The following is an 18858-nucleotide window of genomic DNA, read 5'->3' on the forward strand; positions in this document are numbered from 1 at the left end:
CCTCCAGGCTATTTCTATAGATGATCCAATATTAATCCGAATTAGTTTACAGCGATTTCTTTATCAAGAGCTACATCAACAGGGACGAACGTATAGCCAAGATCGCGCGCTACTGCTTCATACGTGATATCGCCTTTTGCAACGTTGACACCTGCTTTAAGTGCAAGGTTTTCAGCAATTGCCTTGTTTACGCCTTTGTTTGCAATTTGAAGTGCGTATGGCACTGTTACGTTCGTAAGTGCAAGTGTTGATGTTCTTGGAACAGCGCCAGGCATGTTTGCAACTGCATAGTGAACAACGCCATGCTTTTCATAAGTTGGGTTATCGTGAGTCGTAATGTGGTCCACTGTCTCAACAATCCCGCCTTGGTCGATTGCTACGTCAACAATAACTGAGCCTGGTTTCATTGATTGAACCATTGCTTCAGATACAAGTGTCGGAGCTTTTGCACCAGGGATTAGAACAGCACAGATCAATAGGTCAGCTTCTGCAACTGCATTAGCAATATTGATAGGGTTAGACATTAATGTCTTAATTTGATTGCCGAAAATGTCGTCTAATTCACGAAGACGATCTGCACTTAAATCAATGATTGTAACGTCTGCGCCTAATCCGATTGCCATTTTCGCAGCGTTTGTTCCAACTACACCGCCGCCGATGATTGTTACCTTGCCGCGGCTTACTCCAGGAACGCCTGCAAGCAGAATGCCTTTGCCGCCCTTTGGTTTTTCAAGGAATTGCGCGCCAATTTGTGCAGCCATGCGACCAGCAACTTCACTCATAGGTGTGAGCAATGGAAGTGTGCGTCCAGTTGTCACTGTTTCGTATGCTATAGCTGTAACACCTTTGTTTTTCAGTGCTTCTGCAAGAGCTGGTTCAGCAGCTAAATGCAAGTAAGTGAAAAGAATAAGCCCTTCGCGGAAGTATTCATATTCAGAGGCTAAAGGTTCTTTAACCTTCATGACCATTTCAGCAGCCCATACATCCTTAATATCTTCAGCAATTACTGCACCAGCAGCGATATAATCTTCATTCGTGAAACCGCTTCCAATTCCTGCGTCTTTTTCGATAAGTACTTTATGTCCAGTTGCCACAAATTGTGTAACCCCGCCAGGCGTTAATGCAACACGATTTTCATTATTTTTAATCTCTCTAGGTACTCCAATAATCATTTGAAACCCTTCCTCCTTTAGCTGCCAGCTTAAACTGTGCCGCTTATCTTGAAATGTGTGATGATTTCTTGAATATGAGATTAGTATAAAGCGTTTTCTCACACATTTGTTTGTTTAAAAAAGAGAAAGGATTTCTGATCTTTTGTGAAATTTCACAAACTCATTTTATCGAGCTTTAAGTTAAGATAAACAGTTATTTTTTGATTTGGATCTCTTAAATCAAGCTCAGCGATCTGCGATATGCGCTTGATTCTGTAGCTTAAAGTATTGACATGAACATTCAGCGCTTTGGCAGCGTCGTTGACATTGCTGTCTTTGTCTAAATAAACTTCCAGCGTTTCAACAAGGTTTGTGTGATGCATCTCATCATATTCTTTCAGTTTTCTGAGAGGATAGTTTACAAAGCCCTCCTGCTTCCGTTTTTCATGAAGCAAATCCAGATATTGATAAATGCCCAGCTCTGAAAAGCTGATCAAACCTTTTGTTTCATCTACAAACCGCTTTTTTATATTTTGAACGGCAATGGCTTCTTTATAGCTGAGTTCAATTTGTTCTGTTTCTTTATATATGCTCCCTATTCCGGCTTTCACATCATCAATCATGAAACGCTCTTTAAGCTGAAGGATGGTCCAGTCAACAAATTGCTTAATATCCGAAAGAGGCTCTCCGCTCTTAGGAGCAAGCAGGATGATCAGTTCATTCTGATCTAGAGTGGACAAGATAATTTGAACCTGCTGAGTTGTTTGAAGCAGATAATTAATTTGTTTTTCAGTCGGTTCTTTAATTTCATCGCTGAAACGGAATAAGACAACGGAATGCTGAGCGGGAGGAGTAATGCCGATATCATGGAATCCATTGATGATGTCATTTTCCTCGTGAATATGGCCAGTGAGCAATTTCCAGAAAAATTCCTGGTTCCGCTCTTCTTTTTTTGATTTGCGGTTGTGGAGGTTAAGAAGTTTATTTTTAACAACCTGGGCTGCTTTTTTTAATAGATCAAGCTCATCATCTGTCAGCTTTTTATTTATTTCCAAAGCCCAGATAAAACCGAGAACTTCATTGTTTTTCCAGATGGATATGGCAATGCGGTTGCCAAGACCAACCTCATCAATGTTTTTTACACGGATAGGCTCATCTGTTTGCAAAAGCATCGGAATTGTGCCGTCTCTCCATAAGCTGTTAATGACTTTCTCCGGAACCCGCCTGCCGATTATCGTTGATATTCTCGCCGGATCTGTACAGTCATCATGTGTACTGTAAGCGAGAAGGCGATGATTGATATCTTCAATCGTGATTGGACATTGAAGAACCTCGCTGATGCGGTCAGCGACATCTTCAAGACGGTCGGCATTATAATTAAAGGCTTCATTAGCCGGTTTATTCAACGCATTTCACCTGCTTCTTCTATAAAAAATATATTATTTGATTTCTTATCTTTGTATATCACTTCAAAAAGTGCAATTCGATAAAAAAATTGGTACTTTTTTAACTTTGACAACATACACCCTTATGGCTATTATGTAACTAGCGTTTGTAAAAATCAACAAAAAGGGTGAATCTGTTTTAGGGTTTTTAACAATTACAGACCTGTATAAAAAATTTTATTATATTAATATGGCATGAAAGCGCTAACAAAGAAATAACATCTCAGGGGTGATGACACATGATGGATATATTGGCGAAGATTAATGGGATATTATGGGGTACACCAAGTTTAATCTTATTATTTGGGACAGGCCTGTTTCTGACGTTTGTTCTCAAAGGATTACAGTTTAGAAGATTGCTATATGCATTTCAATTAGGATTTTCGAAAAAGCATCAGGAAGATGACGGAGCTGAAGGAGACGTAAGTAACTTTAAGGCGTTAATGACGGCTCTTGCAGCGACGATTGGCAACGGAAATATTGCAGGGGTTGCAACTGCCATCACACTCGGCGGTCCAGGAGCGATTTTCTGGATGTGGATTGTCGGATTGCTGGGAATGGCGACAAAATATTCAGAGGCACTTTTGGCAATGAAATACCGTGTGAAAAACGAGAACGGTGAATACTCTGGCGGTCCAATGTACTATGTTGAAAAAGGTTTGGGGAAAAAGTGGAAATTCCTTGCGATTGCGTTTGCTCTTTTTGGAGCCTTTGCGGCACTTGGAATAGGAAACAGCGTTCAGTCTAATACGATAGCACAAGTAATGGACGACAGCTTTGGCGTCGGCGGTCTTGTTACAGGGATTGTGCTTGCACTCTTAACAAGTTTGATCATTTTTGGCGGAATTCAGCGAATCAGTACAGTGGCAAGCTTCTTTGTTCCGGTAATGGCCTTTCTGTATATTGGCGGAGCACTGATAATCCTTGTTATTAATTACGATTTAATTATCCCTGCATTTGGAACTATTTTTCATTATGCGTTTAATCCTGTAGCAGCTGCCGGCGGTTTTGTGGGAGTGGCGGTTGTTGAGGCAATCAGAAGCGGTGTTTCCAGAGGGATTTTCTCAAACGAAGCCGGACTTGGAACAGCTGCACTGATAGCAGGAAATGCTAAATCAGATCATCCTGTTAAGCAGGCACTTGTTGCGATGACAGGAACATTTATAGTCACGCTCGTTGTTTGTACAATGACTGGACTTGTCCTAATTATTACAGGCTTCTGGGATCCGTCAGGCGGACTAATCTCAGGTGTTCAGCATAATGCGGCACTTGACGGCGGTGCACTGACATCTGCTGCATTTGCATCAACACTTGGCGTACTTGGCGAATACATCGTTGCGTTCTCAGTTATCTTCTTCGGATTTTCAACGATTGTCGGCTGGTACGTTTACGGTGAAAAATGCTTTGAATACCTTGTTGGCTCTAAGGGAATTCTCGGCTACCGTCTCATTTATATCTTTGCATGCGGATACGGTGCGGTTGCACAGCTGACAGTTGTGTGGGCTTTTGCAGACATGGCAAATGCGCTCATGATGATTCCGAACTTAGTTGCTTTGATCTTATTATGGAAAGTCATTGTCAATGAAACAAACGATTATTTCGAAAATCACTATAAAATAACAGAATATAAGAAAGCAAGTTAGGAAGAAAGAAACGCGGACGATAAGTTCGCGTTTTTTTTTGGTTCAAATTGTTCACCTTTTCCAGCGGAAAAGGTGATAATTATTTACATTATGTAAATGAATTGTGGTTTTTTTGCAAATCATCTGTAAATTCCTTAAAAATTGACAAAAAAGTGATATATTAGAAGGGTGCTAAATTACATGATTCGACCGGAGGTGTTTTACGGAGATAAAACCAGGGGCAGACATTTAATTGTTTATTAGACATGTCCAGGTAAGTAAACGCTTACATTTTACCCGCAGTCTAAAATAAGCAGATTCATGTTACATACGCTTATTTTCATCATCTTACTTAACTTAAGGAGGAACCAGTTTGAAGATCATGAAAAAACAGTTGATTGCTCTGACAACTATTTTTGCTCTGCTTGTAACGCTTATGGTCCCATTTGGGGAACCGGCACAAGCAGAAGGAAATCTGACTGTTCAAGAAGCAATAGCGAATAATTCCGGAACAGGCACAGTGGAAGGATATATTGTCGGATATACGGTAAGCGGCACGAATATTGATTTTGAAGAGCCGTTTTCTGCTGACACAAATTTTGCAATCGCTGACAGTGCAGACGAGAAAGATGTTTCAAAAATTCTGCCTGTACAGCTTCCATCATCTTTCCGCAGTAAATTCGGATTGATGACAAACCCTGATATTGTCGGCAAAAAAGTGATGGTTACAGGTACACTTGAAGCTTACTTCTCAAAACCTGGCCTTAAAAATCCAACAGCCATAGTATTTGAAGGCGAAACTCCTGAAGAGCCGAAGCCATTTGAAGGCATTGAAGGACTTCGCATTCATGATGTCCAGGGCGAAGGCCATAAATCTCCTTATGACACTCAAAATGTAAAAGCAGTTGAAGGAGTCGTCACTCATGTAGCGGATGCAAGCAACTTCTACATGCAGGATGCGGCACCTGATGATAATGCAAACACATCTGAAGCTGTTCTTGTTTATAAACCATCTCATGGTGTTAAAGAGGGAGATCTTGTTTCTGTAGATGGACAAGTGAAAGAATGGGTGCTTGACGGCTATGCTGAAAAGCTGCAAACCGATCTAGCCATGACTGAAATTAATGCCCAATACGGCAATGTAATGGTGAAATCAAGCGGGCAGGCACTTCCAGCTGCAGTCGTTATCGGCAAAGATGTTATTCCTCCTACGGAAGTCATTGATAATGATCAGCTTGGAACGTTTGATCCAAAAGAAGACGGCATCGACTTTTATGAAAGTCTTGAAGGCATGCGCGTTTCCCTTGAAAGCCCGTCAGTAACTGGTCCTCAGAAGTATGGAGAAGTCACAGTTATTGCTGGAAAAGCGGAAGGCAAAACGTACACAAAAGAAGGTGCTCCACTTCTGACGAAAGAAAATCAGAATCCGGAAAGAATGTTCCTTCTTCTTGATAACCGCAATTTTGTGGCGAAAGCTGGAGATCAATTTGACGGCACAGTTACAGGTGTTGTCAGCTACGGTTTCAGCAACTTTAAAATTCTTGTAAAAGAAGCGGATCTGCCTCAATTGAATGAGCGTGAATTTACGCCGGAAGTAACAACAATAGAAAAAGCTGAGGACAAATTGACTATTGCAGGCTATAACATTGAAAACTTCGCAGCTTCTGATACGGAAAAGCGCGATAAGCTTTCTAAGTCTATTGTTGAAAACTTAAAATCTCCTGACATCATCGGACTTGTTGAAGTACTTGATGAGAGCGGAGAGACGGACGACGGCACAGTTAAAGGAGATGCAAACTACAAAGCATTAAGCGATGCAGTTGCAGGATTCGGCGGTCCGACTTATGCCTGGACTGAAATTGCTCCGGAAGATAAAGTTGACGGCGGAGTACCAGGCGGCAATATCCGTGTTGGATTCTTGTATAACCCTGAAAGAGTAACACTGAAAGAAGGCACAAAAGGTTCTGCTACAGAAGCGGCAGCTTACGAAAATGGGGCTTTGACACTTAATCCTGGACGCATTGCACCTCAGGATCCAGCGTTCACAGACAGCCGCAAACCGCTTGCTGCAGAATTTACATTCAAAGGCGAAGATGTTGTTGTCATCAACAATCACTTCAACTCAAAAGGCGGAGACGAACCGTTATTCGGCAAAAAACAGCCTCCTGTACTTGGAAGTGAAGCCCAGCGTCTTGAAATCGCTGAAATCGTCAATGCCTTTGTAGCTGATATTCATGCGAAAAACGAAAATGCAAATGTCGTCGTAACAGGTGACCTTAACGACTTTGAATTCTCGGCACCGCTTCAGACTCTTAAAGGCTCTGAGCTTACGAATCTGGTAGAAACTCTTCCTCCTTCTGAGCGCTATACGTACTCATACCAAGGAAATGCACAGGTTCTTGATCACATGCTTGTTTCAAATCGTTTAGCTGCAGGTGCAGCATTTGATATTGTAAACTTTAACTCTCCTTACATGGAAGAGCATGGCCGTGCAAGTGACCACGATGCTTATGTTGGCCAGTTCGACTTATCTTCTGATGATAATGATGAGTTCAATCTTTCAATTATGCACACGAATGATACTCATGCTCATGTAGAACAGTATCCTCGATTAGTTACAGCTGTAAACGAATTGCGCACACAAAAAGAAAACAGTTTACTGGTTGATGCAGGAGACGTTTTCTCAGGAACACTATATTTCCGTCAATATCTTGGTCTGGCTGATCTGCATTTCATGAATCAGCTGAACTATGATGCTATGACTTTCGGAAACCATGAATTTGATAAAGACTCTAAAACACTTGCAAACTTTATTAATGAAATGAAATTCCCAATGGTGTCTTCAAATGTTAATGTAACAAAGGATACAGACTTAAGCCCGCTATTCAAAAATGAAATTGGGACTCCGGGTAATGGCGGAAACATCTACCCTGCCATCATCAAAGAAATAGACGGAGAAAAAGTAGGTATTTACGGATTAACGACTCCAGATACATCATTCCTTGCAAGCCCAGGAGAAAATGTTGTTTTTGAAGATGTAGTCCAAAAATCAAATGAAACAATAGATATGCTTAAAGCAGAAGGGGTCAACAAAATCATCGTCCTTTCTCACTTAGGCTACTCTCCGGACCTAAAGCTTGCTGATGAAGTGGATGGTATTGACGTCATTGTCGGAGGCCATTCCCATACAAAATTAGATGCACCGGTTTTAATTGATAAAGAGGAACCGACAGTTATTGTACAAGCTGGTGAATACTTAAACTTCCTTGGATTACTGGATGTAACGTTCGACAAAGAAGGGAAAGTAACTGGTCATGCTGGTCATTTAGAAGCAGTTGGCAACTATGAAAAAGATGCAGCTGCTGAAGAGAAAGTTTTGGAATACAAAGCACCTTTAGAAGAAATTAAAAATGAAGTTGTTGGAAATTCTGCGGTTAGCCTTAATGGGCTCCGAGCAGATGTCCGCACTAAAGAAACAAACTTAGGAAACTTGATTGCAGACGGCATGGCTGCAAAAGCAAACGAATCTGTTAAAACGCATATCGCCATGCAAAACGGCGGAGGGATTCGTGAATCGATTGATGCAGGTGAAATTACTCTAGGTGAAGTTCTGACGGTATTGCCGTTTGGAAACAACTTAGTAACACTAGACTTAACGGGCCAGGAAATCCTGGATGCTCTGGAGCACAGTGTAAGCGGAGTTGAAACAGGCGAAGGCCGCTTCCTGCAAGTATCAGGCCTTAAATATAAGTATGACGTAAGCAAGCCTGCCGGTGATCGTGTTTGGTTTGCTGAAGCGAAAACAGACAATGGATTTGAAGCAATAGATGTCAAGAAGACATATAGAGTCGCTACCAATGCATTTACAGCAGATGGCGGGGACGGCTATACAATGTTTAAAAAAGCTAAAGATGAAGGCCGCATGACAGAGTTATTCGTTGTAGATTATGAAGTCTTCACATCATACCTTGCAAAGAATAATCCAGTTTCACCTGAGGTTGAAGGCAGAATTATTGAAGGAAAAGAAGTGACAGAGAAGCCTGTAGAACGCATTAAAGGTGAAACACGATATGAAACAGCTGTTGAAATCTCTAAATCAGGCTGGGAAACAGCGAAAACAGTTGTCCTTGCCCGCGGGGATTCTTTCCCTGACGCACTTGCCGGAGGACCGCTTGCTTACGATCTTGACGCACCAATTCTTCTTACAGAAAAAGGATCATTAAATAAGTCAGCTAAAGAAGAAATCATGCGTCTTGGTGCCGAAAAAGTAGTAATACTTGGCGGAAAAGGTGCAGTAAGCGATTATGTAAAATATCAGCTTAAAGGCATGGAATTAAAAGTACAGCGTATTGGCGGAGCGGACCGTTTTGAAACAGCAGCAAACATTGCGGCTATCCTTGGCGGTTCACCTGAAAAAGCTGTCATTGCAAATGGAATGAACTTCCCAGACGCTCTTTCAATTGCTCCTTATGCAGCGCAAAATGGATACCCGATCCTATTAACTAAAGCAGATAAGCTTCCAAATGCTTCAAAGAAAGCTTTAAAAAATATCGGCAGCACAATCGTAGTTGGCGGCGAAGCTGCAGTAAATACGAAAGTATTCAAGCAGCTATCAAAACCTGATCGTTACTACGGGCTAAACCGATATGGCACAGCTGCTGAAATTGCAACAAAGCTTAACCCGTCAAACCGTGTTTATATTGCAACAGGGGAAAACTTTGCTGATGCATTGGCGGGTTCCGTACTTGCAGCTAAAGAAAAGGCTTCAATGATGCTGGTTCAGCCTAAAAAGATTCCTTCTGAGACAAAAACAGCTCTAGATGCTATCAAAGCTAATGAATTTAATGTTTTGGGCGGCGAAAATGCAGTAAGTGAAGAAGTAGTAAATCAATTGAAAAAGTAATAGGAAAGAGATCGAGCTGCCGGGAAATTCCCGGCGGCTTTTTAGAATCTGCCTTTCTCATTTACTCCAAAAAGCTGCTTGCGAAAATAGGTCCTGAATCTAATTTCTATTAGACCGATTAAAACTTTGATAAAATACAAGGTAAGAAGGAAGGAGCGATTTTATGAATACGACGATTATTACTGGTGCATCCCGTGGACTCGGTGAAGCTATTGTTAAACAGCTGCTGAAACCCGAACATCAAATTATTTATCTCTCAAGGTCTGAGAATAAAGAACTAAGACGCCTTGCCGTTGAAAATGGCGCTATTCTCCAGTTTGTACCTTGCGATTTATCAAATACTCCTCATATTGAAGCGGCCATCCCTGAAATTTTCGAAAATATTGATATGAGTGCTGCAGAAAAAATCACTCTGATCAATAATGCAGGCACGGTTGATCCCATGAAGCCTGTTGGAAAAGCAGAAGCAGCTGAGCTTGAAGCGCATGTCCAGCTGAATTTGATCGCTCCGATGGTATTATCAAATGCTTTTGCAGCTGAAACGAAGAATATACAAGCTGAAAAAGTGGTTGTTAATATCTCATCTGGAGCTGCCAACAATCCAATCTACGGATGGAATGCATACTGCAGCTCAAAGGCAGGTCTTGATATGTTCACTAAAGCTTTTGGACTTGAACAGAAACAAGAAGAGCATCCTGTTACAGTCCTCTCATTCTCACCGGGAATTATGGACACGGATATGCAGGGCAGTATACGGAATACACAGCCTGAGGATTTTGCAGAAGTTGCACGTTTTCAGGAATATCATGAGTCAGGGAAGCTTAGATCCGCTGAATTTGTGGCAAGTGAACTGCTTAAGTTATTAAATAGTCCGCTTGAAAATGGAAGAGTCTACGATATAAAAGAACTTATTTAATAATAGAACGGAACATCCTTACGGGGGTGTTCTTTTTTGAAGAGATAAGAAAGTATAAAATTTTTCGCTTCGATGGCGAGTGGAATCGCTCAGGCTCCTCGGCCAGAACGAATCCGAAAGTATTGGTAAAAAGCGCCTTTTCTGTCGGATCCTTATCTAAAGCAGCGTAACAATCTTTCCTGCCTTTAAAGATACTTTCCAAGTATGCCGGATTTCTCTTTAGAAATCTCTTAAAATCTTTTTCACATCATTTCACATAATTCTTTCATTATGTTATGCCTTCAAATGGATAAGATAAGGGAGAAAATAAATAAGGAGTGATGGAAAAATGAAAAAGAACAAATGGCTTATTGCTTTCACAGCACTGACACTTGTCATTCCGACAACGGCGATGGCTAATACGGGAAAGGAACAGCTAAGTAAACCTGAAGCCCATGAAGAAATGAGGAAGGACTGGCATGAAAGAAGAGCTGAAAGAGAACAAAAGGTCCTTGAATTAGTCAGCAAGTATTCACCTGAAACGAAGCAAGAATGGGAGAATGTTTTAAAGGAAAGAGAAGCGCTGATCAAGCAGCTGGATCAAACAGAATTAAGAGAGAAGCATCATGCCCTTAGAGAAAAGAAAAAACAGGAAATGGCTGAGCTTGAAAAAAAAGTAAAAAAAGGTGAAATAACGAAGGAAGAAATGAGAGAGAAGATGGAAGCTTTCAGAGAACATAAAATGGAGCACAAACAAGGAAGACAAGAGATGAGAAAGCAGTGGAAACAAGCGATCGAAAGCAAGGATAAGGTCAAAATAAAAGAACTGCTTCATGCAAGATTACAGCATCTGAAAGAACATAATCAGAAGATGAAAACACTGATAAAAGAGCAAGGATAAACGGCGGATTGGGACGGCCAAAATGGCGTCCCTTTTCCTGTAGATCAATCTCTAGATCATTTTTAATGAATTTCCCTATGGCAACACATTTAAAATGACATATATATAATACAAGACAAACTCTAAAATCGTTACGATAAGTTGCTGTCTGTCAGCTCATTCAGCTTTTTTTCCATCTCTGTCCTGTCAAATGAAGAACACCAGCGATAATCGTATTCATCAATGATCCGGAAATGGAAGCTGATTACGTTTTGCTGCAGTTTAAAGCCTTCAACCTGATGAATGTCTTTCCACCATATTTTTCCTCCGAGCGTCTTTTCCTTGCGGGTCTCCATTTTTTGATGAGCGATGAGCTGCAAAATATCCAATGGGTCACCGCCTGTTGTCTGCTGAAGAACATTGCTGTGTCTAAAGAGAGCACACAATACTACGATTGTTGACCAAGAGGCCTCCTGCCGGCCTTTTTCAATCTGTACGAGCGTTTTTTTGGAGAGCCCGAGTACTTCAGCCATTTCTTCTTGAGTGTAACGGGATTCGGTCCGGATCAGAAGCATTTTTTTAGATAGAGTGGCAGTAAGTTCATGCTTTTTCATGAAAGAGCTCCTTTTACCTTGGTATAGTGTAATTCTACACGAAATGGAAAGCAACTCAAGTATTCCGCTTGAAAATATATAAGAAGTTAGATAGATTTGATCATCACGTCATACAATATAACAGGATTGTTGCGGCAAATGCCGTATTATGTTAATGTATACAGAAATATTTTTAAGAATGCACTGCTTAATTATATAGGTTTTACAAGTTTCACACTATTTACAGGGAGGAGATTTCATGCGAAATGTAACATTGACAGAGGTTTATTCGCATCCTATTGCTCAAAAATATCTACAGCGTTCTGGCGTAGCGCATGCAATTGCAGTAACCTGCCATGCATATAGATTAGCCATCCAGCACGGTGTCGATCCCGATCTTGCAACCAAAGCAGCCTTGCTGCATGATATTGGACATTATGAGTGGTATACAGACGGGGAATGGGATTATGAAAAGTACAAAGAGAATGATATTCATGCGATAAAAGGTGCAGAACGTGCCCACAAGCTTTTGATCCGTCTTGGTGAGGATCCGCAATCTGCCAAACAGATCGCTTTAGCCATTCTGCTGCATACTGATTCTTATCTGCCCGAAGGCTCGCTCAATCAAAGTTCCCTTCAAAAAGTAGTTCGCTTAGCTGATGAAATGGATGAAGAACCAGGCGGAGGCCATCATTACCGGACAATTAGTGAAAAGACTGCCTTAAAGAAAATTCAAAAGCTGGATGAAAAAATCAATCAGCTCCAAAACCCCACCTTGAAAAAATCTGTCTGAATTAAAAAATCCACCCAAGGAAATGGTGGATTTGATTCGTTTTATTGACTGTATATTTTTCCTGATGAATCTACGTAGACTGATTGAACAATCGTTCTTTCAAAGACATCTCCATTCTGAGTTTTTCCTCTAATATCAACCGTTATATTATAGATTCCTTCCTGCTTTAGCCCAAGGACGATGCCCGATTGTTTTTTAGATTTTATGAACGTTTTTGTCTGCTTCTTTATTTTATTTTGAAAGTGATCAACAGTCACGACAGCTTCGACCTCTTTTTGAAGTTTTGCCTGGTTTATTTTAAAGGCAAGGTTCTGATTTTGGTTATTGATTGTTTGAAGTGAAATGGCCTCATTTTCGGCTGAAAGATAAGCAACGTTCATGAAATAAGCTTCACCTGAAGAGTTTAATGCAGACAAACGCCATGTTCCTTTTTGAGGTTTTTGAATGACAAGCTGATGATGATGCGCTCCTTCAAAAATTCCATCTGCTTTTATCGTTTTGAACGAATGATAAACTGTTTTCCCATCAGGAGCATGCAGGGAAAGCTTCGTTGCAGGAGAGCTGCTCATCCAATTAATGAGAATATCACTTACTGATGCCTCAACATTGAAGGATTCTTGCCGTGTTCCGGTAAATTCTCCCCCGCGGAAATAGGATGAAGCGGTGGCAGCGTTAGTTTCTTTACTCATATTTAGGTTTGTTTGAGAAGAAGCAGTTGTTCTTAGGTACGGTTCAAATAGCAGAAAGGTTGAACTTCCTTTTTTTATGGAAGTATGGTCCCAGCTGCCCGTTCTGATTTCAGTGCCATAAGATAATCTTGAAGACTGCACCGTAACCGCTCCATCATTGCTGCCGTAGGAGCTTAAATATAATCCTCCCCAATAGAGGGATGAACCGAAGCTTCCCCACTTTGTTCCGCCGAACGTATAGATTCGATTCTTTCTGGAATTTAGATGTGCATCCGTTTGTGCTCTGAAATTGCTCATGTAGCCCGTCTGCAGGGAATAAACGGCATCATTTTTGCTTCCTAATATTCCTGACAGCCAGCCAGCCCAGCTGCTGTAAGCAAGGTCTGCAAGCTGAGATCCTGAATGCGGTGACGATAACGTAATCAAGTTGCTTACATACTGATGCGCACCATAATGAACAAGCGCAGATTGAGCATCAATTCCTCCTTTGCTGTGAGTAACCAGAACAAGCTTTTGGCCGCCAAAATACTGATAAATTTCGCTTAATTTCTGAGCCAGCAGCGCCCCGTTATCCCACATGTTTTTAGTAGGATATAAATCGATAAAAGCTGTACGATATCCATTTGCATATGCGGTACTGTACATATCATTTTGATTCCACCAAGTATTTGATGAACTGTTCAAACCATGAATGAATACAATAGGCGATTTTGATGATGTGCTCCCGGGCGGGGTATCGCCTGCATACCACTGACCCGGATTTCCCGGAGGATCCTGATCTCCAAAAGAGCCGGCATATGTGCCTGCTGGAACAATAAGCAAGAAAGCCGTAAATAAAATTATCAGTTTTCTGATCATATAAAACTCCTTTGCATTGTGATGAAAGCCTTTACAAATATATGGGGAGCTTATTTGAAAAAGAAGGAGGAACAATTGCTTATTTTGATGTTCGATTAAGAAAATGAGCGTTATGCCTGATTAATTAGGATGGGCCTATTTGCTCCTTTTTTTATTGGCTCTTTTCGTGAATATTGTTGCTATTAGACTTAATGATAAAAAACTTGAGTGGAGCGGAAAGGAACGGACAACATTTAACATGAAAAACAACAATCTATGCGAAAACAGCCTTTTTATTAGAAGGAGCTTGCACTGGTTTAATTTTAAAATTCATATATTTTCCATTTATAATTTAAGTTACAATAATATAGAAAATTTGTGAAACAGAACGGGGTGTACATATGGGTTTCTTTATAGCCATCATCTTAATCATCTTTTTATTTGATTTTACAAAACTAAGAAATCAAAATAAGGAGATCATCGAACAAAATGAAAAGATGATCTCTTTGCTGAAAAAGATCAGTGAGAAGTAAAAAGCTGCAGGAGAACACTTACTCCTGCAGCTTTTTATTTTTCCTTCTTTTATGCATCCAGAAAATGACCAAAATGAGGATAGATCCAATTCCCATGATCAGCTGAATGTGCCAGTCAGCTTTCAGGACTTGATGCACGGCAAACCCTTCAATAAGAATGGCAGGAATTTTCCCAATCAAGCTTGCACTGAAAAAAATTCCTGTGCTCACATTGCTGTATGCTGCTGCAAGTGTGACAGCACCTGATGGCGCAAAAGGAAAAATCCTTAAAGCAAGGATAAGCATAAATGCATCTCTGCCTGTTGTTTTTGAAAGGTTTTGAAGCATGGTATTTTTGGGCACTTTCTTTTTTTTCAGGAATGAGAAACCTTTCCGGTATACATAAAAGCTGACCATAACTCCAATCATTTCACCAGAAAAAGAGAGGAGAAGCCCTTCTGCAAATCCAAAAAAAGATAGATTGGCAGCTGTAACAAAAACACTCGGCACAAATGCCAATAAACTTATGAGTGTATTTGCAGCGAGACTTATAATAAATGCCCAATGGCCGCTGATTTCGAGCCATTCGATTAATTGCTCTTTCATACTTTCACCGCTATCGTTAGTAAAATTTTTAGAGTACTTTCCACCCAGCTATAGTTTAAACTCTGATGTGCTCACTTACTAATAAAGAATTCTTAAGAATCTTTCATGTTACTGTTCATTCCGCAGCGCAGAACTTTGAAATATACAAAGGGGCCTGCAAGAAGCAAAGGAATGGGAAAATTGTTTGTACATCTGCGCCGGCAGATATAAATAAGGATGTTAATCCATAGGAAAGGGGAGTTAAGCCCAGAGCTGCCATGATGATAAATGACATCACTCTGCCAAGCATTGCAGGATCTGTTTTTGTTTGTACGATGGCGTTTATGGGTGTATTGATGAGTGAAATCGTCACTCCCATCAGCAAGCTGAATAAGATTAGGATGACAGCTGATTTGAGAGGCTAATACAAAGATAGAAAACAGCAATCACCATGATCATGATTAAAATGAATTTCCCGCGGCCTTTATTCAGAGTATTTTTATTAGCATAGGTCAGGATAACGTTTTTAACTGTTCGGGATTTTCAACTATAAAAGATATGTTTAACATTGAGCTTCTCCTTATAGCTCTATTTATTTTGAATAAACCTTTATTTTATTTGTTAATTATTGGAATATTCATCGGATTTTAGTTGAATTTTGAAAATAATTCATCAGTAAGCTGCTTCGTAACCGTAACGTTTGACTGTACAGTTAAAAAAAAGGTATGATAGGAGTAATCTTTTTTTATTGGGGTGATAAGATGGGGCATTGTATCGAATTGGCGAACTAGCAAAATTGGCAAACGTATCTAAGAGAACAATTGATTACTATACTCAAATTGGGCTGCTCCATGTAGATAAGACATCTAAGTCCAACTATCGCCTCTATTCTACACAGGCGCTTAACGACATTCATTTTATTGAGGAATGCAAGTTATTCAATATGTGTCTGCAGGATATTAAAGAAAGACTGGAACTTAAGAGAAGTCAAACCAATGAAGAAGATAAGCTAATCAAACAAGCCGAAATACTGGCTAATCATATGAAACAGCTCGAATATGAAATAAAAGAGCTGAAACCAATTTTTGATAAAATGAATGGGGAAAACCAGGAAATCATTGCAAGCCGCATCTCTCCGCAGAGCATGGCGCTTATGCAATCATTGATGGTTCTGCTGCATTGATTTTATAGTTTACGGATATTAAAATTGATAACTTACTATTTTAGGAGGTGACTCCTTATTCTCTATTAGGGGATAAGGGTGTTTTGGACATAGTTAACTTGTTATTCGTGGCGATTTTAATTGCTTTAACAGCTTTTTTCGTTGCATCAGAATTTGCGATTGTCAAAATCCGCAGTTCACGATTGGATCAATTGATTGCAGAAGGTAAAAAAGGGGCAGTTGCTGCAAAAAAAGTAACAACTCATTTAGATGAATATTTATCAGCGTGTCAGCTTGGAATAACGGTAACAGCCTTAGGTCTTGGGTGGTTGGGGGAGCCGACAGTCGAACGTCTTCTCAGACCGGTATTCGATAATTTTGAAATTAACGAATCGATTTCCCATGTGTTAACTTTCGGTATTGCATTCGCATCTGTTACGTTCCTGCACGTTGTAATTGGAGAGCTTGCTCCTAAAACAGTAGCGATCCAAAAAGCAGAGGCTGTGACACTTTTATTTGCAACTCCATTGATTTGGTTCTACCGTATCATGTTCCCATTTATTTGGGTATTAAATGGTTCAGCACGCGTAATAACAGGTCTTTTTGGACTGAAGCCTGCGTCTGAGCATGAGCTTGCCCATACTGAGGAAGAGCTTCGCATTATTCTTTCAGAAAGTTATGAGAGCGGAGAAATCAACCAATCTGAATTAAAATATATGAACAAAATTTTCGAATTTGATGATCGTGTAGCAAAAGAAATTATGGTGCCGCGAACTGAAATTGTAGCTGCTTCAGTAGAGAAATCGTTTCAAGACAACCTTGAGACTATGAGTATGGAGAAATATACTCGTTATCCGGTTGTAAACGGAGACAAAGATCACGTCCTTGGTATGATCAATCTCAAGGAGATCTTCACTGACATTTTTTCATTATCCGAAGAAGAGCGCAAAAAGAGCACGATTGATAAATACATCCGTCCTGTTATTCAAGTCATAGAATCGATTCCAATTCATGATTTATTAATTAAAATGCAAAAAGAACGCGTTCATATGGCAATCCTTGTGGATGAATACGGCGGAACAGCCGGACTTGTAACTGTTGAAGATATTATCGAGGAAATTGTTGGAGAAATCCGTGATGAATTTGACCAGGATGAGGTTCCTGAGGTTCAGAAAAAAGGCGAAGGCCATTACTTGCTTGACGGTAAGGTCCTTATCTATGAAGTAAATAATCTGCTGGGACTCGAAATTGATGATACGGATGTAGATACAATCGGCGGATGGATGCTGACAGAGAATATCGACATCCAGCAAGGCGAGAGCATTATTTTAGATGGCTATGAGTTTTTTGCAAAAGAAATGGAAGGCCACCTTATCCGTGTAATCGAAATCTTTAAGCTTGAAGAGGCTGAAGAAGAGCTGGTTGCAGGAGAAAATTAATAGTTATTTTTGAAAGCTATGCTTACGGGCATAGCTTTTTCTTATATATGATAAAAATCGGCATTCTAACCTTCACCAAATCTTAATTTGACACCCTTTTATTCTCATAGTACGTTTGAAACAGGAATATTGAAGCAGGAGGAGGATGTAAACTGAATAAGTCAAAGGTTCATTTTTGGACGATTGAAATTTTGCTGCTGCTGTTAATTTTTTACGTAAGCACGAAGGTTTCGTTTTTGTTTCAGCCGCTGATTGTTTTTGCATCTACGCTGTTCTTCCCGATCTTGATTGCGGGCATCCTGTTTTTTATTTTCAGCCCGGTCGTTAAGCTGTTAGAAAAAAATAAAGTTCCAAGAACGCTTGCGATCCTCATCTTGTACCTCATCTTTATCGGATTGATTATGCTGCTGTTATCAACAGTCGGCCCGGTTGTTTCTCAGCAGATCACTGACCTGTTTAAAAACTTCCCAAGATACATAACTGAATTCAGGCAGTTCATCATGAACCTGTCTGAATCGCGCTGGTTTACATGGGTGATGACACAGGAATATGTTTCGATTGAGGAAACGATTGATAAAATGGAAAAATCATTGGGCAGTCTGACGACATCGCTCCCTGAGAGCATTACTTCATCTGTAACAAAGGTGCTGGGTGTTGTGACGAATATTACTCTTACCATCATCACGGTCCCATTTATTTTATTTTACATGCTGAAGGACGGGCACAAGTTCCCCATCACAGCAGTCAAAATTCTGCCTGCAGCGTATAGACGGGAAGGCATTAAAATTTTTGAAGATCTTTATCAGACTCTTGCAGCGTATATACAGGGCCAGCTGCTGGTTTCTCTCTTTGTCGGGACAGGCTGCTTTATCGGGTATACACTGATTGGACTTGATTATGCCCTGATTCTCGGGATTGTTGTAGCTATTGCAAACATCATTCCTTATTTAGGTCCTTTTATCGGTGCTGCACCAGCAGTGGTTATTGCTATCCTTGATTCACCGACTAAAGCTTTGCTCGCTGCAGTTGTGGTAACCGTTGTTCAGCAGATTGACGGAAACGTTCTTTCACCATTAATTATCGGAAAGAGATTAAACACACATCCGCTGACCATCATTCTCCTTCTGATAGGCGCAGGCAGCTTTGGCGGTATCTTAGGGATGATTTTAGCTGTGCCGACTTATGCGGTGTTAAAAGCTGTTTTATTACATGTCATAAGACTGGTGAAATTAAGAAACAGATATAAGCAGGAGACAGAGAACCGAAACACTGTAGAAAAAGACATGAAGCCGCCGATTTAAATGGCGGCTTTTTCATTTAAGAGATAAGAAAATATAAAATTTTGCGCTTCG

Annotated in this window: 15 protein-coding genes; 10 read left to right on the forward strand and 5 right to left on the reverse strand. The window is 40.3% G+C overall.

Translation table 11 applies throughout. The features are described from left to right. Positions 1-41 precede the first annotated feature (41 nt). A complete protein-coding gene (gene ald / locus GJU41_RS12135; protein WP_070876065.1) occupies positions 42-1172 on the reverse strand; it encodes an alanine dehydrogenase in 1131 nt (376 codons plus the stop codon). A gap of 152 nt (positions 1173-1324) precedes the next feature. After that, entirely contained in the window at positions 1325-2557 is a 1233-nt protein-coding gene (gene adeR / locus GJU41_RS12140) for a sporulation transcriptional activator AdeR (protein ID WP_154318734.1), read from the reverse strand. Positions 2558-2835: 278 nt separating this feature from the next. Here adeR and GJU41_RS12145 point away from each other — a divergent pair, with 278 nt between their 5' ends. The 4 genes from GJU41_RS12145 to GJU41_RS12160 all read left to right on the forward strand — a co-directional run bounded on the left by GJU41_RS12145 (position 2836) and on the right by GJU41_RS12160 (position 10917). After that, positions 2836-4239: an alanine/glycine:cation symporter family protein gene (locus tag GJU41_RS12145; protein ID WP_070876067.1), complete on the forward strand. Its 1404-nt coding sequence runs from the start codon at positions 2836-2838 to the stop codon at positions 4237-4239. A gap of 361 nt (positions 4240-4600) precedes the next feature. Beyond that, on the forward strand, positions 4601-9121 hold the full coding sequence (locus GJU41_RS12150) for a cell wall-binding repeat-containing protein (RefSeq protein WP_224771415.1): 4521 nt from the start codon (positions 4601-4603) through the stop codon (positions 9119-9121). 163 nt (positions 9122-9284) lie between these two features. Then, positions 9285-10037: a (S)-benzoin forming benzil reductase gene (locus GJU41_RS12155; protein ID WP_070876068.1), complete on the forward strand. Its 753-nt coding sequence runs from the start codon at positions 9285-9287 to the stop codon at positions 10035-10037. A gap of 328 nt (positions 10038-10365) precedes the next feature. Beyond that, entirely contained in the window at positions 10366-10917 is a 552-nt protein-coding gene (locus GJU41_RS12160) for a hypothetical protein (RefSeq protein WP_070876070.1), read from the forward strand. 131 nt (positions 10918-11048) lie between these two features. Here the strand turns inward: GJU41_RS12160 and GJU41_RS12165 are convergent, their stop codons facing one another. After that, the gene (locus GJU41_RS12165; protein ID WP_070876071.1) at positions 11049-11510 is read right to left on the reverse strand and encodes a helix-turn-helix transcriptional regulator; all 462 of its coding nucleotides are present in this window, start codon (positions 11508-11510) and stop codon (positions 11049-11051) included. Between the two features lie 238 nt (positions 11511-11748). Between GJU41_RS12165 and GJU41_RS12170 the strand changes: the two genes are divergently transcribed. Further along, positions 11749-12282: an HD domain-containing protein gene (locus GJU41_RS12170; protein WP_070876072.1), complete on the forward strand. Its 534-nt coding sequence runs from the start codon at positions 11749-11751 to the stop codon at positions 12280-12282. 41 nt (positions 12283-12323) lie between these two features. On the opposite strand, the gene GJU41_RS12175 is transcribed toward GJU41_RS12170, so the two are convergent. Then, the gene (locus GJU41_RS12175; RefSeq protein WP_083328170.1) at positions 12324-13829 is read right to left on the reverse strand and encodes an esterase/lipase family protein; all 1506 of its coding nucleotides are present in this window, start codon (positions 13827-13829) and stop codon (positions 12324-12326) included. 380 nt (positions 13830-14209) lie between these two features. Between GJU41_RS12175 and GJU41_RS25225 the strand changes: the two genes are divergently transcribed. Further along, positions 14210-14341: a hypothetical protein gene (locus tag GJU41_RS25225; protein WP_263596913.1), complete on the forward strand. Its 132-nt coding sequence runs from the start codon at positions 14210-14212 to the stop codon at positions 14339-14341. Between the two features lie 18 nt (positions 14342-14359). Here the strand turns inward: GJU41_RS25225 and GJU41_RS12180 are convergent, their stop codons facing one another. Beyond that, on the reverse strand, positions 14360-14926 hold the full coding sequence (locus GJU41_RS12180) for a TVP38/TMEM64 family protein (RefSeq protein ID WP_070876074.1): 567 nt from the start codon (positions 14924-14926) through the stop codon (positions 14360-14362). A gap of 257 nt (positions 14927-15183) precedes the next feature. On the opposite strand from GJU41_RS12180, the gene GJU41_RS12185 reads away from it, so the two are divergent. The 4 genes from GJU41_RS12185 to GJU41_RS12200 all read left to right on the forward strand — a co-directional run bounded on the left by GJU41_RS12185 (position 15184) and on the right by GJU41_RS12200 (position 18807). After that, positions 15184-15330: a hypothetical protein gene (locus GJU41_RS12185; RefSeq protein WP_170292784.1), complete on the forward strand. Its 147-nt coding sequence runs from the start codon at positions 15184-15186 to the stop codon at positions 15328-15330. A gap of 344 nt (positions 15331-15674) precedes the next feature. Further along, entirely contained in the window at positions 15675-16088 is a 414-nt protein-coding gene (locus GJU41_RS12190) for a MerR family transcriptional regulator (RefSeq protein WP_070876076.1), read from the forward strand. A gap of 83 nt (positions 16089-16171) precedes the next feature. Beyond that, on the forward strand, positions 16172-17506 hold the full coding sequence (locus tag GJU41_RS12195) for a hemolysin family protein (protein WP_070876077.1): 1335 nt from the start codon (positions 16172-16174) through the stop codon (positions 17504-17506). Between the two features lie 152 nt (positions 17507-17658). After that, entirely contained in the window at positions 17659-18807 is a 1149-nt protein-coding gene (locus tag GJU41_RS12200) for an AI-2E family transporter (RefSeq protein WP_070876078.1), read from the forward strand. Positions 18808-18858 lie beyond the last annotated feature (51 nt).

Origin of the sequence: Metabacillus idriensis (assembly GCF_009674765.1) — a bacterium.
GTDB classification, from domain to species: domain Bacteria; phylum Bacillota; class Bacilli; order Bacillales; family Bacillaceae; genus Bacillus_P; species Bacillus_P idriensis.